At 67.4% G+C, this 15,972-nt stretch carries 15 protein-coding genes; 11 read left to right on the top strand and 4 right to left on the bottom strand.

The window, feature by feature from the left end:
• Positions 1-27: 27 nt before the first annotated feature.
• Together ACQ3I4_RS13080 and ACQ3I4_RS13075 are read right to left on the bottom strand one after the other, a co-directional pair.
• Positions 28-1,614 (bottom strand): DUF222 domain-containing protein, encoded by a 1,587-nt coding sequence (locus tag ACQ3I4_RS13080; RefSeq protein WP_430633708.1) that lies wholly within the window; start codon positions 1,612-1,614, stop codon positions 28-30.
• Positions 1,615-1,896: 282 nt separating this feature from the next.
• Positions 1,897-3,675, bottom strand: coding sequence for a hypothetical protein (locus tag ACQ3I4_RS13075; protein WP_430633707.1), 1,779 nt, complete (start codon positions 3,673-3,675; stop codon positions 1,897-1,899).
• 156 nt (positions 3,676-3,831) lie between these two features.
• Here ACQ3I4_RS13075 and ACQ3I4_RS13070 point away from each other — a divergent pair, with 156 nt between their 5' ends.
• The 6 genes from ACQ3I4_RS13070 (at position 3,832) to ACQ3I4_RS13045 (ending at position 8,310) form a co-directional block, all read left to right on the top strand.
• Positions 3,832-4,407: a carboxymuconolactone decarboxylase family protein gene (locus ACQ3I4_RS13070; protein ID WP_430633706.1), complete on the top strand. Its 576-nt coding sequence runs from the start codon at positions 3,832-3,834 to the stop codon at positions 4,405-4,407.
• On the top strand, positions 4,404-5,375 hold the full coding sequence (gene sigJ / locus ACQ3I4_RS13065; RefSeq protein WP_430633705.1) for an RNA polymerase sigma factor SigJ: 972 nt from the start codon (positions 4,404-4,406) through the stop codon (positions 5,373-5,375). Before ACQ3I4_RS13070 ends, sigJ begins: the two co-directional genes overlap by 4 nt.
• 2 nt (positions 5,376-5,377) lie before the next feature.
• On the top strand, positions 5,378-5,626 hold the full coding sequence (locus ACQ3I4_RS13060; protein ID WP_430633704.1) for a CopG family ribbon-helix-helix protein: 249 nt from the start codon (positions 5,378-5,380) through the stop codon (positions 5,624-5,626).
• The gene (locus ACQ3I4_RS13055; protein ID WP_430633703.1) at positions 5,623-5,964 is read left to right on the top strand and encodes a type II toxin-antitoxin system PemK/MazF family toxin; all 342 of its coding nucleotides are present in this window, start codon (positions 5,623-5,625) and stop codon (positions 5,962-5,964) included. Before ACQ3I4_RS13060 ends, ACQ3I4_RS13055 begins: the two co-directional genes overlap by 4 nt.
• Positions 5,965-6,086: 122 nt before the next feature.
• Positions 6,087-6,923 (top strand): aldo/keto reductase, encoded by an 837-nt coding sequence (locus ACQ3I4_RS13050; protein ID WP_430633702.1) that lies wholly within the window; start codon positions 6,087-6,089, stop codon positions 6,921-6,923.
• Positions 6,924-7,215: 292 nt separating this feature from the next.
• The gene (locus ACQ3I4_RS13045; protein ID WP_430633701.1) at positions 7,216-8,310 is read left to right on the top strand and encodes a type I restriction endonuclease; all 1,095 of its coding nucleotides are present in this window, start codon (positions 7,216-7,218) and stop codon (positions 8,308-8,310) included.
• A 155-nt stretch (positions 8,311-8,465) separates the two neighbouring features.
• On the opposite strand, the gene ACQ3I4_RS13040 is transcribed toward ACQ3I4_RS13045, so the two are convergent.
• Both ACQ3I4_RS13040 and ACQ3I4_RS13035 read right to left on the bottom strand, forming a co-directional pair.
• Positions 8,466-11,375: a DUF3427 domain-containing protein gene (locus ACQ3I4_RS13040; RefSeq protein WP_430633700.1), complete on the bottom strand. Its 2,910-nt coding sequence runs from the start codon at positions 11,373-11,375 to the stop codon at positions 8,466-8,468.
• A complete protein-coding gene (locus ACQ3I4_RS13035) occupies positions 11,372-11,770 on the bottom strand; it encodes a (deoxy)nucleoside triphosphate pyrophosphohydrolase (RefSeq protein ID WP_430633699.1) in 399 nt (132 codons plus the stop codon). The genes ACQ3I4_RS13040 and ACQ3I4_RS13035 overlap by 4 nt, the downstream gene beginning before the upstream one ends.
• Before the next feature lie 179 nt (positions 11,771-11,949).
• On the opposite strand from ACQ3I4_RS13035, the gene ACQ3I4_RS13030 reads away from it, so the two are divergent.
• From ACQ3I4_RS13030 to ACQ3I4_RS13010, 5 genes are all read left to right on the top strand, one after another.
• Positions 11,950-12,891 carry a ribonuclease HI gene (locus ACQ3I4_RS13030; protein ID WP_430633698.1) on the top strand — a complete coding sequence of 314 codons (942 nt, stop codon included), beginning with the start codon at positions 11,950-11,952 and terminating at the stop codon, positions 12,889-12,891.
• A gap of 46 nt (positions 12,892-12,937) precedes the next feature.
• The gene (locus tag ACQ3I4_RS13025) at positions 12,938-13,321 is read left to right on the top strand and encodes a hypothetical protein (protein ID WP_430633697.1); all 384 of its coding nucleotides are present in this window, start codon (positions 12,938-12,940) and stop codon (positions 13,319-13,321) included.
• Positions 13,318-14,007, top strand: a complete 690-nt coding sequence (locus tag ACQ3I4_RS13020) for a VWA domain-containing protein (protein WP_430633696.1) — start codon at positions 13,318-13,320, stop codon at positions 14,005-14,007. Before ACQ3I4_RS13025 ends, ACQ3I4_RS13020 begins: the two co-directional genes overlap by 4 nt.
• Before the next feature lie 155 nt (positions 14,008-14,162).
• Complete coding sequence (locus ACQ3I4_RS13015) at positions 14,163-14,795, top strand: GIY-YIG nuclease family protein (RefSeq protein ID WP_430633695.1); 633 nt, start codon at positions 14,163-14,165, stop codon at positions 14,793-14,795.
• A 219-nt stretch (positions 14,796-15,014) separates the two neighbouring features.
• A complete protein-coding gene (locus ACQ3I4_RS13010; RefSeq protein WP_430633694.1) occupies positions 15,015-15,875 on the top strand; it encodes an SDR family oxidoreductase in 861 nt (286 codons plus the stop codon).
• The last annotated feature ends 97 nt before the right edge of the window (positions 15,876-15,972 follow it).

The raw sequence follows: 15,972 nt of genomic DNA, 5'->3' as shown, positions 1-15,972 counted from the left end.
GAACCGTGGGGATCGTCGGGTTGTGGTTTAGGTGGGGGTGGCTTGGGGGTGGAAGTAGGTGTTGCGTTGTGGTCTTCGGGCGGGGTCGATGTGGGGTGGTGGGATCCAGTAGGGGGCGTTGTTGATCATGGTGATCTGCCAGCCGCCGTCGTGGACGAGGTGGTGGTGGAAGGGGCAGCAGAGGGCGCCGTTGTCGATGTCGGTGGTGCCGCCGCGTGACCACCAGGTGATGTGGTGGGCTTCGGTGCCGCTGGCGGGGGTGGTGCAGCCGGGGGCGGTGCAGCCGCGGTCGCGGGCGTAGAGGATCTTGCGTTGTTCCTCGGTGAAGAGCCGTTCGGAGCGTCCGGCGTCCAGGACCTGTCCGGCGGATCCGAGCACGACGGGGATCAGCTCGGCTTCGCAGGCGAGGCGGCGGATCTGGGCGGGGCTGACGAGTCCGGCGTGCACGGCTTCGGAGCGTTGGGTGCCCATCGTGGCGAGCTCGCCCAGCAGGGTCTGGTAGTCGATGGTGACCATGACCTGGGGCCGGTTCCCGCCGTTGCGGGGCAGCTTGTTCGTGGACAGGGCGATCCCGACCGCGTTGACGAGTCCCTCGAGTTGGTGCTGGGCCCGCGTCCTGCCATCCGCGGGCGCCTCGGCCGGCTCCCCCTCCACGTCGGCCGCCGCGGTGGGGGCGGGATCGCTGGCGGCGTCTGCGGTGTCACTGGTCTCGGTGCTGTGGGCCTTGGTGTCTCCGGCCCCGTCGGCGTCGTGGGGCGCGGTGCGGGGGCCGGTGCGGGGGTTGGCGGCCGGGGCGCAGACGCTGAAGAGCTGTTCGGCCTGGGCGTCGTCGGTGACGAGTTTGAACACGTGCAGGTTCTGGGACCGGCCCTGGTAGAACAGGCCCTGGAGCGCGCGCTTGGTTTCCTCGCTGGGTTCGCGGCCGTCGGGGTCCAGGAACAGGGTCCAGGTGTCGGCGACCTGGTGCATCGTCGCGGGCCCGTCCTGCAGCACGGTCTGAACGAGGCTGTCTTCCATCGCGGCCAGTTCCGCGGTCCCGCCTCCGGGGCGGGTCCTGGCCGTGGGCGCCGCCTTCTCGACGCGGCGGGTCAGTTGCAGGGCGGCCGGGACCGAGAGCCGGCCCGCGTGCACGGCGGCCGCGGCGGCCTCGTAGCGGGCCGGGAGCGGTTCGCCGGTCAGGGAGGTGCGCGGAAGCAGTTTCCGGGCCGCTTCGAGCCGGGCCCGGGCCTCGGAGCGTGGGATGTGCAGTTCCTTGGCCAGGTAGTCGGAGGTGTCCCGGTACTCGGCCCGCCCGCCGGGTCCCGGGGCGGCACCGAGGAGGGTGATCTGCTCGTCCTCGGCCGCGCGGGCGGCGATGACCTGGGCGCGTTGGACCTCCACGGAGAGCTTCTCGAGTCCGCGCAGCAGGCCCGCGAGCGCGTGCCGGCCCGGTGGTTGGGCCTGGATGGTGTCCGACCAGCCGCGCAAGGCCTCCCGCAGCCCGGCCAACGCCACGGCCCCGCTGCCGGCCCCATCGCCGGCTCCATCCCCGGACCCGTCCGGCAAGGGCGCGGGACCCGTTCCGGGGACGGCCCATCCGTCGTCAGGGACAATGGCCCCGCTGTCAGCGGGCATGCCGTCGCCGGTTCCCGGGCTGCCGCCTGGAGCGGGCCCGGCGGCCGCAGCGGCCGCGGCAACACCGCCCTCCGGGAAGGGCGCGGGATCCGCTCCGCTCCGGGGACGGCCCACGCGCCCTCCCGGAACGGATCCGCCGGCAGCTCGTTGATGGTCATGAATCCATCATCATCGAAACTTTCTTCGAATGAGCAAGAGTTTCCGGCAACCGTGGACAACACCCCTGGCATCGAAGCTGTGGAGGGGGAAACGGCGTCGTCCTGGTCGCCGCGTCCGGCCTCCCTACCGTGCCTTCGACGTCACGGCCCGGGCCTTGTAGCCACCCGCGGACACGGTGACCCTGACGCTGATCTTGGCCTTCGCGAGCGCAGCCGTCATCCGCAGCTTCGACGACGTCGCCCCCTTGACCGCCTTGCCGTTGGCCAGCCACTGGTACCGCACCGCCGAAGGCCGCGGCGCATCACTGCCGGCAACGGCCGTCAAGATGCTTCCGGCCCGCTTGGTGCCGGTGACCACGGGCGCCTTGGTGACCGCGATGGCACCGGCGGCGACCTTCGCGGAGGCGGCAGAAACCTTGGTGTCGCTCGCGACGTCGAGGTGGCCGTAGTGCACCCGGAGGCCGATCCTCTGCCCCACGTCCGCCGGGAGGATCGAGTAGCTCTTGGCCGTTCCCCTGGATCCGGCAACCGGCTTGCCGTTCCTCAGCCACTGGTAGCCGATGGACGTCGCCTTCGGAGTCGAGGTCCCCGCAATGGCGGTGAGCTTGTGCCCGACGACCATCTTCCCGCTGATCTTCGGGACGGTTCCGGTGATCTGGCCGGGAAGCACGACCTTCTTGGCGCTCGCCACGGTCATCGGTGCGATCCCCGGCCCGCTCAGGGTCACGCGTGCGTGGATCGGCTGGTTGACGTCCCGTTGCCGCAGCGTGAAGGAGGGCTTCGTGGCCCCCTTGATCGGCTCGTCTCCCGCGAACCACTGGTAGCTGCGCTGGGCCTGGGGGAAGACGTCCGCGGGAACTGAGGCCGTCACCACGCGTCCGGCGCGATGGGTCCCGCCCAGCGTCGCCTTCACCGGCGTCGTCCTGATGATGTCGCCGTATGTCGCCGTCACCGTCGAGGCGGGGACGAGCGGCCGCCACCGGTCAAGGGCGACGAAGGTGTAGCGAACGGAGATCCTTCGTGCCCCGTCCGCAGCCACGAGCTGGTACTCGGGCCCGGTAGCCCCGGGAATCGGCTGCCCGTCCCGGAACCACTGCACGTCGAACGGGGAGGCCGGCGGATCGTAGGGAACGGCCAGCGTGTCGCCGACGAGCGCGGGCCGTTCGGACGCCGGACGGTACTTGTCGATACTCAGGGGGTGGTGGCGGTGGACACCGGTGACGTGGACGCCGACCGTGTCGTACAGGCCGTGGGTGCGGAGCCGCGGCAGGCCCGGCAGCGGGCCGGTTCCGGTCCGCGCGAAGGACAGGAGCACGGCGCCCCACCGCCCGGTCTTCACCGACGTGGCGGTCAGGGTCGCCTCGTCGACGAGCCTCGGATGCGTGGAGGGATGGTAGCCGTCGACCCACGTGAACGTCGGTGTGATGGCGCGGCCGCCGAGGTCGCGGATGGCCGGCCAGGTGGCGGTCGCCCCGGCCGGCACGACGACGGTCGGCCGGCCCGCGGCGCGCAGGTACAGGGACTCGAGGGAATCCAGGCCCGTCACCTGCGAGAAATCGACCGGCGTCTGGGTGGTCAGCGACAGGGACGCCAGCTGGTCGAGCCGGCCGAGGGCGGCCTGGTCGAGGACCACGCCTTCGGCGAGATGCACTTCAGCGCGCCGGAGGGATTCCATCCCGGCGATGGCGTCCAGGGCACGGTTGTCGACGCGGATCAGTTGGATGGATTCGACGGCGTCGAAGTCGGCCAGCCGATCGTAGCCCGTCCCGGCGACGCCCTCGGGGATGGTGATGGAGACCTCGGTCGCCTCCGCTTCAACCGGGATGGCACCAAGGTCCGTCACACCCCCGCAGTCCAGCCACCGTTCCATCTCGTAGTACGTGCAGGGGCTGTCATCCGCCATCGTCGCTCCCGCGCCGGCAACCACCGCCACCAACAAGGCCGCGGCCGCGGCCGCACCTTCCGTGGGCCCCTCACCCGGCCGTCCTCCTCTCCCCGATGTCACATCCGCCGCGCGGCCGGTGTCCTTCCCGTACCACCGAAAGGAAGGGAGCCCGTCATGGCCCGCATCCCCACCGACCATCCTCGCACGCCCAAGCTGCGGCTCCTCGAGGCGCTGTGCCGCCGCCGCTTCGGGCGCCTGCTCGATCCGGTCGCGGCGGCGTTCCACAACCCCCGAGTCCTGAACACCTCGCTCGCCACCGAGTTCGGCGCGGGCCGCTGGAACCAGGCCGATCCCACGCTCAAGGCCCTCGCCGTCATGGCGGTCTCGGCGGAGATCGGCTGCTCGTGGTGCCTGGACTTCGGCTATTGGGAGTCGCGGCACCAGGGCGTGGATCCGGCCAAGCTGCGCGCCGTGACGGACGGCGACCCCGGCGGCGTGCTCACGGAGGCGGAGCGCCTCGCGGTCGACTTCGCGATCGCCTCCACCACCACGCCGCCGACGGTCGACGACGCCATGGTGGCGGCCCTCCGCGAGCGCATGACGGACGCGGCGCTCGTGGAGCTGACCGCGATGATCGCCCTGGAGAACCAGCGTTCGCGCTTCAACGCGGCGATGGGGTTGACGGCGCAGGGATTCAAGGAGTTGTGTGAATACCAGCCCCATGGAGACCCCACCTGCGCCGCGCAGTGAGGACGGCCCCGCCGAGGACGCCGCCGACCTCTTCGAACGCCACCGCCCTCTTCGAGCGCCACCGTGCCGCCATGCTGGGCGCTGCCTACCGCGTGCTCGGCACCGTCGGCGACGCCGAGGACGCCGTGCAGGAGACGTGGCTGCGCTTCTGGCGCGTCGATCCGGCCGCGGTCCGCGAGCCGCGCGCCTACCTGGTCCGGGCCGTCGTCCGGCAGGCGCTGAACCAGGTGCGGCACCGTGGGCGCCTGCGGGAGTCCTACGTGGGCCCGTGGCTGCCGGAACCGGTGTACGGGACGGGACCGTTCGGCGTCGTTCCCGGAGCGGGGGTGCGGGGCGGGGACGGGAGTACGACGCCGGAGCCCGGCTCCGCGGCCGAGCTCGCCGAGTCGGTGTCGCTGGCGATGCTCGTGGTGCTGCAGTCCCTCTCCCCCGCCGAGCGCGCCGCCTTTGTGCTGCGGGAGGTGTTCGGGCTGCCGTACGCGGAGCTCGCCGAGGCGCTGGACCGCTCGCCGGAGGCGGCGCGGCAGCTGGCCTCGCGGGCCCGGGAGCACGTGCGGGAGGCCTCGCCGCGCTTCCCCGTGGACGCGGCCCGGCACCGCGAGGTCACCGAGCGCTTCCTGGCCGCTTCGCGCGGCGGCTCCATAGACGACCTGCTGCAGCTGCTCTCGCCGGACGTGGTGCTGATCAGCGATGGCGGCGGGCTCCGCCGTGCCGCCTTGCGGCCCATCGTGGGGCGGGAGAACGTGCTGCGCTTCTCGGCCGGGATCATGGCCCGCCCGGACGTGAGCCGGCTCGAGCCGGCCGAGCTCAATGGCCGGGCCGGGATCGTGGCGGTGTCCGGCGCGGGAGTGGAGACGGCGGTCGGCTTCCGGATCGACGGCGGCGTGGTCACCGGGATCTACGTGATGCGCAATCCCCAGAAGCTGGGACGAGTGGAGCCACCGCGGTATAACCCGGTTATACTTTGAGCATGAAGACGGCGATCTCCATCCCTGACAGCACCTTCGAACAAGCCGAGGCCGCGGCCCAAGCCATGGGAGTGTCGCGCTCCGAGTTCTATCGGCGCGCTGCCGAACTCCTCATTCGCGCCTCGTCGTCGGAGTCCGTCACGGCCCGTGTTGACGCAACCCTGGCACGGGCGGGCGGCGGCGGCGGCGACGCAGACTTCGCCGTCGCCGCCGGCCAACGAATCCTCATCGCAGACGGCGACGACTGGTGATCAGACGGGGTGAAATCTACTGGACGGATCTGGGCGATCCACAGGGAAGCGCGCCGGCCAAGCGCCGCCCCGTCCTGGTCGTCCAGTCCGAGGCCTTCAACAGGTCCTCGATTCGAACCGTTCTGGCGGTCGTCGTGACGTCGAACACCGAACTGGCGACCATGCCGGGCAACGTGTTCCTACCAGCCAGCGGAGTCGGGCTGCCCAAGGATTCCGTCGCCAACGTCAGTCAGCTCGTCACACTCAACCGGTACGACCTCGCGGAAAACGCCGGGCTGGTTCCCACCGACTTGATGAAGGACGTCGACCGGGGCCTCGCCCTGGTCCTGGGCCTCTGATCCCGCGCCGAGCGTCATCGAGGCCCTGACAACACCTCCCACGCGCCGCCTCGCGGGTGTTGGATGGATGCGTGGGCGCCGCACCGGGCGCCCGTGGAGGAAGGGACCCCAGCATTCAGACCGTGACCCTGAACAACGGCGTCGAGATGCCGATCCTCGGCTTCGGCGTCTACCAGGTGCCTCAGGACCAGACGCAGCGGGCCGTCGAGGAGGCCCTCGCCGCGGGCTACCGGCTCATCGACACGGCCTCGGGCTACGGCAACGAGACCGCCGTCGGCGCCGCGATCCGGGCCAGCGCGATCCCCCGGGAGGAGCTGTTCATCACCACCAAGCTGTGGGTCCAGGACGCCGGGGAGGAGAACACGCACCGGGCGTTCGAGGCCTCGCTGTCCAAGCTCGGCCTGGACACCCTGGACCTGTACCTGATCCACCAGCCGTTCGGCGACTACTACTCCGAGTGGCGGGCCATGCAGGATCTCTACGGGCAGGGCCGGATCCGGGCGATCGGGGTCTCCAACTTCCACCCGGACCGGCTGATCGACCTCATCACCAACAACGAGGTGGTCCCGGCCGTGAACCAGGTCGAGACGCATCCGTTCCACCAGCGCGCCGCGGACCAGGAGTTCATGCGGGAGCACGGCGTGCAGATCGAGTCCTGGGGCCCGTTCGCGGAGGGGCGGAACAACCTCTTCACCCATCCCGTGCTGTCGGAGATCGGCGCGGCGCACGGCCGGTCCGTGGCCCAGGTCGTGCTGCGCTGGCTCATCCAGCGCGGCGTCGTGGTGATCCCCAAGTCCGTCACGCCGGAGCGGATCCGCGAGAACCTCGACGTGTTCGGCTTCGAGCTCGACGCCGGACAAATGGAGCGGATCGCCGCCCTGGACGAGGGCGCCTCGCAGTTCTTCGACCACCGCGATCCGGCCATGGCCGCCCGTCTGGGGGCGGCGCGGGTGGAGTAGCCGGGCCGGAGGGCCGGGAGGTACGACGGCGGAGCCCGGCTCCCGCGCTTGGGTGCGGCGGCGGGGACGGGCGCCGGGACTGGCCTCGCCACGGCGTGCGGATCGACTTGCGGGACCAGTCGGAGTTCCGGGAAGCGTAGGAGCGGGGGACGCAACTTCTGTGGCCCCAAGATCTCGCACTCGCTCCGGCAGGAGCGACAGGTGCGTGTCTTCGCCACGCATTGGTCGCCACGCCGATATATGGTCAGACATACAAGTGATACGCGCAACATGCACGACACAGGGGGGGACCATGCAGTTTGCCGAACGCCTCAATGCCCTCGCGGCCAAGATCCGCCAGCAGAAGGCCATCATCGACACTGAAGAGGCCACGAAGAACGCCTTCGTCATGCCCTTCATCTCGACGATTCTCGGGTACGACGTCTTCAATCCACTCGAGGTGGTTCCGGAGTTCACGGCGGATGTCGGCATCAAGAAGGGCGAGAAGATCGACTATGCGATCGTCCGTGACGGAGACGTCCAGATGCTGATCGAGTGCAAGAAGTCGGCGGGAGATCTGAAGTTCGAACACGCTTCGCAGCTCTACCGTTATTTCGCCGTCACGAACGCACGCATCGCGATCCTCACCAACGGCGAGGTGTACCAGTTCTACACGGACCTAGACGCACCAAATCGCATGGACTCCAAGCCGTTCCTCATCCTCGACATGGGTGACATCGACGAGACCCTCATTCCCGAACTGCTCAAGCTCTCCAAGGACGAGTTCGACCTCGATTCAGTAGTGAGTGCAGCCGAGGAGCTCAAGTACATCGGACAACTGAAACGGCATATCGCAGCGCTCTTTCAAGCACCGACCGATGAGTGGGTCAAGTTCCTCACGGCCAAGGTCTACGAAGGACCAATAACCCAGCGTGTTCGAGACCAGTTTTCGTCGCTGGTCGCAAAGGCATCCCGCCAGTATCTAAGCGACCAGGTCAATGACCGCCTCAAGGCGGCTCTGGGCGAGTCCCCACTCCCCCGCACTGAGGCTGCGACGTTGGCCGCAACGGTCACGAGCGAATCCGTCGTAGAGAAGGAGCTCCAGGAATCAGACGGGATCGAAACGACCCTGGAGGAGCTCGAAGGCTTCCAGATCGTCCGTGCCATCGTGTGCAGCGACGTCAAGCCCCATCGAATCGTGCATCGTGACGCAAAGTCCTACTTCGCGATTCTCCTAGACGACAACAACCGCAAACCCATTGCTCGTCTTCACTTCAATCGAAGTCAGAAGTATATCGGCGTCTTCGACGCCAATAAGGCGGAGACTCGGCATCCGCTGTCTTCTCTCGACGAAATCTACGAACACACCGACGTACTTCGGGCCTCAGTGAAGAACTACGAGTCGTAGTCGGACGGCGAGCGCAGACACGGGCCGTTCGAGACGATTCGCGAGCAAATTGGGACCGTCCCCGGCTGGAGTGACTTGCTGCGCGGCCCGTGAGGCTGCGGCGCACCCCCATTCGACGCCAAGCCGGCTAGGGCCATCTCGACCCATCCACCCGGTCAGATGACGGAAGGATGGAAGTAGTCGAACAGGGCACTGTCGATGGGCGTCGCAAAGTGCAGGTCCATGTGGACGACGTCCAGGGCCTTTCCGTTTTCGCCCGGCATCGTGTCCTGGACGGGGTCGCTTGAGGTGGCTTGCCCCAAATAGTAGAAGTCCGTGCCTTCGGCGTCGTCCTTCTTGACGAATACGTGCAAGTCGACGGCATTGGCAACGATTGCTCGCACCTCTTCGCTCTGGAGCGTGCGGCGACTCCTCGTGTACCACCTCATGTGAGTGCGATCGACGAGTTCGTCTTCATAAGCCGTGCTCTCAGAAATCCCGTCCGACTTGTGGAGAGTGACGAAGATGGGGCAAACACCGGTAGAGCGGTCCACCTTGTAGCCGTAGACCGTGGACGTCCACTTGCGTGGCCAGGCAAGGTTCCTCATGACCTCCTTGCGTGAGTACTGCATGCCAGGAGTGAATAGCACGGATTCGTCGTAGCGCTCGCGGACCATGCGGACCCCGGTCGCCATCAAGTCGTCGACTTCTTCCGCGAACCGAGCCGCACTTCTGTACGACTCAAAGACGTCGTCACGCAGCCCGACGGCGCCCTCGTCCAAGCCGTTCACGATCCCAGAGCCGTATCGCTTAAAGTCCGCTTGTGCGTGGTGTTCCAGCGTGAACGTCGAGATGGCACCTTGCATGACCGGCAACGTGTGGCTCAAGCCCTCGTCCTGAAGGGCAGCCTCAAATTCCGACAGGGTGACGACGCGGCTTCTCAGGAGGAGGCTCAAGAGGACGAACTCGTGGAGCCGCTTCGCCGGGAACACTTCATGTGACAGCAGGCCCAGGGCCTTGTGCTCAACTTCCGTCAGATCGTAGGTATGACCAATCAAAGACTTGACCAACAAAGGATAGTGCTCCTTGCGCGTCGCCAAGAGCACCGGGTCAACCGATTCGAAGCGATAGAAGTCCATGAGCCGCGGCAGGCCACCCACTCGGTTGGCCATGGCCTGAAGTGCGGCCTTCAGGCGCAACGTGCTATCCAGGGACGCTTGCGAAATGGACTTGAGAACGCGCTCCTGGGAGATCTTGTCGAACCGGACACTGGACAAGCCCGGGAGGACGCCGGACTCTTCGGCGGCGATGAGGTTCTTGCGCAAAGACTCCTTGTTCAGAGAGTCGTCCCCAAACAGCGCGATGGGGATCATGAAGTTGTTGGCGTAGTTGCCGATGAAGTCGATCACGACCAGATACTCCTTGCCAGATGACTTGCGCAAGCCCCGGCCCAGCTGCTGAACGAAGACGATCGCAGACTGCGTCTGGCGAAGCATGACCACCTGATTGATCGAGGGGATGTCGATTCCCTCATTGAAGATGTCGACCGTCAGGATGTAGTCCAGCTCTCCGGCCTCCAGCTGACGAACGACCTCTTCGCGACGCCCGACCGGGTCATCCCCGGAGAGCGCGACCGTGCGCAAGCCGCGGCCCCGAAGCGATCCTTCGTTCAAGGCTTCTGACAACGCCAGCGCCTCGTCCTTGCGTGAGCAAAAGATCAGTCCGCGAGGTGCGACGCCCGCTTGTCCGTACGTTTCCAGTGCATCGATCACGTGCTCCACGCGCTCGGCGGTGACCAATCGGCGTAGGTCGGCACCCTCCTCGAGCGTCGTGCCGTCGTCGTAGGTGACATCAGCGATGCCGTAGTAGTGGAACGGGCTCAACATGTCCGCCTCGAGCGCATGATTGAGGCGGATTTCGTATGGAACGTTGTAGTCGAAGAGCTCGAACACGTTGAATCCGTCGCTGCGCTCAGGTGTCGCCGTCATCCCCAACAGGAACTTTGGTTGGAAATGACCCAGGACGCGTTGGTAGCTCGTCGCGCCCACTCGATGGGCCTCGTCGATCAGAACGTACTCGAAGTGGTCGTCCCGGAACTGTTCTAGAACCCCTGGCTGCGACAGAGTCTGAACGGTAGCAAACACGAAGCGGGAATTCGGTTCCTTGACGGTGCCCGTCAGCTTTCCGAAGTCACGAATCGACCCTCCCAGGACCTGGCGATATTCCTCGATGGTGCGGTCGAGAATTTGCTCCCGATGCACAACGAACAGCATCCGTTGCGGCTGGTAGGCACGAACATCCAAGGCCGAGAGAATGGTCTTGCCGGTGCCCGTCGCCGAGATGATGATGGCTTTCCGCTGACCTGAGAGCCGCACTTTCTCCAAGGCCTCGAGCGCATCCTTCTGCATCAGATTGGGAACGATGCCCGGGCGGGTCGCGATGGCAGAATCCGCATCGGTGGGGCCTTGCGGCGCCACCCTGGTCCGAGGGCGCGGCGGGATGTAGCCCGCCCGATAGGCCTCGATCCACTCCTCGGTCAGTGGAACAGACTCGTCAAGCTGATGTTGAACCAGCTCCGAGACCTGGTCGGCCAAGTCGCTGTCGCGCGCAGCGGAGACTTTGAGATTCCATTCGTGGTTCTTGACGATCGCGTTCTCTGTGAGGTTCGAGCTGCCCACCATCGCGGTGACCAAAGCCGGATGCTCGAAGACATAGCCCTTCGGGTGGAAGGCTTCAGCGGAGTGAATCCGCACGTCGACGCCGAGCCGCCTCAGATTGTAGAGCTCTGCGAAGGCCTCCGGAGAGTTGAAGCGCAGGTAGTCCGAGGTGATGATTCGCCCGCGCCCCCGGAAATCGACGAGCTCTTGCTTGATGAGCGCAATGGCCCTCGGTGTCACGAAAGCGACGGAGAACGTGAATCCTTCGCATCGTCCCAACTCTTCGCGCAGCGTGCGGAGAACGGAAGCTCCTTCGCTATTGAGGACCACCTGCGGATGGAACTGTTTTCGCGCATGCTCGGCCTTGGCAATGAAACCGTGGTTGACATCCGCGGCCAGGTGGCCAGCGAAGGAGAGATCGACCCTCACGCGACGAGCTGTGCGCGAATCAGATCGACTGCGGGGACATCCGCAGGAGCCCACTCGAGCTCGTGCAGTTCCTCGGGAGCCAGCCACTTGACGTCCGCGTGCTCAGTCAGCTGAGGCGTGCCCTCGACGAGCCGGCAGTAGAACGTCGTGAGGACGATGGTCGCGAAGTCGTACTCGTGGGTCGTCGTCGTGACTTCGTCGCCTACCTCCACCTGACACAGGAGTTCCTCGTCGATCTCGCGCTCAAGGGCCGCACGCGGCGTCTCCTCGGGTTCAACCTTGCCGCCGGGAAACTCCCACATCCCGCCTAGGCTTCCGCCGTCTCCTCGCTGAGCACACAGGACCTTGCCGGCCTCCAGAATGACTGCGCCGACAACTTTGATCTGCTTCTTCAAGACGAATCTCCATCGAAAGGGAACCGGGCTCACGAGCCGCCTGTTCTGCACTACAGGCGATCCTACGTGAATTGGGTCCTCACCAAACTGTCAGTGCCGGTTCCTAGTGTTCTCGGCAACCGATGCATCGAGCGAAGGAGGCACCGGCGACCGAGTTCCAGCTACACGAGGAGGCAGTCATGCAGCACCCGATTCCCGCTCCACCCGCCCACCGGTACATCCCGGCCTTCCGGGAAGTGGCATCCCGCGACGGCATCGCCATCAGCGTCGGCAGCCGACGCGGTCTGGCTTTCTGGTCCGTCGCGCTCGCGGTCGGCGGCAATCTCGTCGCGACTCGCACAGGGCGGGTCGTCGAGGAGGACATGGGACCCCACTTCGGCCGGCTTCACCAGCAGTTGGACAAGGCCATCCGCGCCATCCGCCGCAACGCCGCCGAGGTCGTCTACTGCGATGAGGGCGGCCTCCTCGAGCGCCTCGGCATCGGCAAGGCGCTCACCGCCCGCGGTTTCGTCGTGTCCAACCTCTTCCCGCCCCAGGTGGCAGCGGCCGCGAACGAGGCCGCCATCGCCGCGGAGATCGCCTCGTGCTACCGAGACGTCATCGTCTCGACCGACGCTTCCGCCGGCACGCGGGGCTGGACGGGCCAAGGGTGGGCGATCGACTTCGGCCACGGGATCCTTCCTCGGCTCGGCCACCAAGCATGCCGCGGCAGGGACGTCCTCGAAGCGGAGCTGCGGGCCATCCTGTTCGCCCTGAAGGAGGCCGTGGCCCATGTTCCGTGCCCGAGCAACGAGTCGTGCGCCTTCACGGTCCGCTCCGACAGCCAGCTCGCCGTCCGCATGCTCCAGCACCCGGGATGGGCACCCGAGCGGGCAACGCTACGCAGCCTCGCGATCGTTGATGCGATCTTCCACCAGATGAAGGGACTCCCCCTTCGCGTGGAGTGGGTCAAGGGGCACAACGGCGACGCCGGCAACGAGCTCGCCGACCGGATGGCCGTCATGGCCCGGCGCTCCGCCGAGGCCGGCCTCACACCGGAACAGGTCCTCGCCCAGGCCAACTCCATCCGCAGCGACGCCCCCGCTCTCGGGGCCCGTTCCGGCGTCGCACTCGCCGCATAGCGTACTCAACAGTTGCGCATGCGCAGTTTATGCGTATAATCAATTCATGAACACTGACTCCCGCGCCGCCATCCGCCAGGCCATCCGACTCCTGGAAGGCCTTCAGGGCCCCGCCCTGGACCAAGTCGAGGTCCTCGGGGAGGCGCGCGAACTGCTCGACGAAGCCCTCAATGAGGCCATGGCGCACGCCGCCCTCGAGGGCGCGTCGATCCGGGCCGTCGCGCTCCGCGCCGGACTCTCACCCAACGCGGTGCCACCACGACTCGCACGCACCGCGCCACTGCAGGCCTACCGGTCCCCCGAAGGACGGATCGGAAGCGCCTCTCTCGAGCGGGCCCGTTACGACGCGGAGCTCGAGCGCACACCGCCGCCAGGCAACGAACCGCCGCGCTTCACCAAGCGCCGGCCAAGCAAAGGGGGAACACCATGAGCACCACCCACACCGAGATCATCATGCTGCTGGACCGCTCCGGCTCGATGGCCTCCATCGCCGACGACATGATCGGCGGATTCAACGCCTTCATCGCCGAACAGCGTTCCCAGGGCACCGACGCCTCCGTCAGCCTCTACCAGTTCGACGACCGGTTCACCGAGGTCTACGTCGGCAAGCCGATCGCCGAAGTCGGACCCCTCGAGCTGCACCCTCGCGGCATGACCGCGCTCCTGGACGCCATCGGCCGCTCCGTCTCGGAGACCCGCGCCCGCATCGCCGCGAAGCCCGCCGGCGAACGTCCCGGTGCCGTGATCTTCGGGATCATCACCGACGGGCTCGAGAACGCCTCCCGCGAGCTCAAGCACGCCGACGTCAAGAAGATCATCGAGCGCCAGGAGGCCGCCGAGGACTGGACGTTCATGTACCTCGGCGCCAACCAGGACGCCATCGAGGTCGGCGCCGGGCTCGGGATCTCCCGCGAGCGTTCCATGACCTACGATCCGCGCAACGTCGACGCCGCCATGGACGCGTTCGCGGGCTCGGTCTCGATGCTCCGCGAGCACGTGGCCGCGGGCGCGCCGATGGTGGACGCGCGTGTCGCCGCGGCCTACAGCGACGAGGACCGCATGGCGGCGATGGCCGGGAAGCGGGCGAAGAAGCCGACGGGGCGGCCGGCGCGATAGGTAGCCGCCCGGCGGCGTGGACCTGTTGGACGTCCGCCCCGCCAGCCATGTCTTTCCTGGACGATGATGGGCAGCGTTGCCCCAAGGCCACCGAGCCATCGGACTAACTGCATACACTGGCCGCAGAAAGACCTGGAAGACACAAAGGAAGGCCCATGGACGACGTCCTTAAGCGAAACGAAGCCCGGCTGCTCGACGACTTCGTCACTGACGTCGTCGACGGCCTGCTCCTAGATCCGAAGCCCATCACTCAGGCCGACCGGGCAGGCCTCAATCAGCCAGGCATCTACGCAATCTGGGCCCAGCCGTCGGCGTGGCAGGAACTGGGGATCGACTTTCGCCCTGGAGTGCCGCTCTATGTCGGCAAGGCGGAACGCAGCATCGCCTCACGAGATCTCGTCGACCACTTCGCCATCGACTCCTCGAGGAAGGCGCGGACCGGTAGCTCAACCGTCCGCCGGTCGTTTGCGGCGTTGTTCCGCTCCCAACTCCGCTTGCGCGCAATCCCCCGCAATCCAGGGAAGCCCGACGGTTCCGCCAACTTCGGCCTCGCTCCCGATGCCGACGAACGACTGTCGATCTGGATGAAGGACACGCTCGCCCTTTCCGCTTGGCTGAAGCCCCACGGAATCCAGACGTCTCTGGCCGAAATCGAAGCCAATTTGATCCGGCACTTCGAGCCACCCCTGAACCTGACCAGCAACCCGAACCCCCACCCGGCACTGGCGGCCGCGCGGGCGGTCATGGCGGCAGAAGCGCGCGTCTGGAAGTCTTCGGAGAGCCGGTAGGGAAGCCTATCGAGCGGTTCGAATCGCGATCGGAGCTGAGCCAGGAACAGGCCGACGACGCACGTCGACACTTCGGAGCGCAGCCCCTCCCGACTGGACGGTAGATCCGCCGCCGGGCCCCGGCGTCGTCCTCCCCTCGTACCGGGGAACAATCCCCGCACCCGAATGGTTACACCTTCAACCATCGAGTCGGGGCGTCCGCCCCATGAAGGAGCCAGCATGTCGATCATCGTCACCGGAGCCACCGGCCACCTCGGCCGCCTCATCGTCGAGTCCCTCCTGAACCGCGGCATCGAGCCCGCCCAGATCACCGCGACCGGCCGCTCGCTCGAGAAGCTCGCCGACCTCGCCGAGCGCGGCGTCGCGACCGCGGCCTTCGACTTCGATGCCCCCGCCGAGGGCGTCATCGGGGCCGGCGACACCGTCATGCTCGTCTCCGGCAGCGAGGTCGGCCAGCGCGCCCGCCAGCACGGCAACGTCATCGAGGCGGCCAAGAAGGCCGGCGCCGCCCGGATCGTCTACACGAGCATTCTCGATGCCTCCGGCTCCCCGCTGGTCCTGGCCCCCGAGCACAAGGCCACCGAGGAGCTCCTCGCCGCCTCCGGCCTGCCCCACACCATCCTGCGCAACGGCTGGTACACCGAGAACTACCTCTCCGCCTTCGGCCAGGCCGCCGCAACCGGCACCGTGCTCGGCAGCGCCGGCGAGGGCCGGGTCTCCGCCGCCACCCGCGCGGACTACGCCGAGGCCGCGGCCGCCGTGCTCACCGCCGACGGCCACGAGGGCCGCGTCTACGAGCTCGCCGGCGACGAGGCGTTCACCCTCGCCGGCCTCGCCGACGCGTTCGGGCAGGCGCTCGGACGCGACGTCGCCTACACGGACGTCGACGCCGATGCCCACCGGGCCGCCCTGGCCGGGGCCGGGCTCGACAAGGGGACCGCCGGGTTCCTCGTCGCGCTCGACGCCGACACCGCCGGGAACCTGCTGCTCTCCGACTCCAAGGACCTCTCCACCCTCATCGGCCGCCCGACCACCCCGCTTGTCGACGCCGTGAAGTCCTGGGCCGCCGAGTCCAACTGACGCCGGCGCCCCGCACGGCCGTGGGGGGGGGAGGGGGGGGGGGGGGGGGGGGGGGAAAAAAAGAACCCCGGGAGGGCCAAAAAGGGGGAGATCTGAT

It is taken from the genome of Zafaria sp. Z1313, from assembly GCF_050563205.1.
In the GTDB taxonomy this organism is placed as follows: domain Bacteria; phylum Actinomycetota; class Actinomycetes; order Actinomycetales; family Micrococcaceae; genus JAZDCJ01.
The sequence above is the reverse complement of the archived record's forward strand: the minus strand, read 5'-3'. Positions and strand labels throughout refer to the sequence as shown.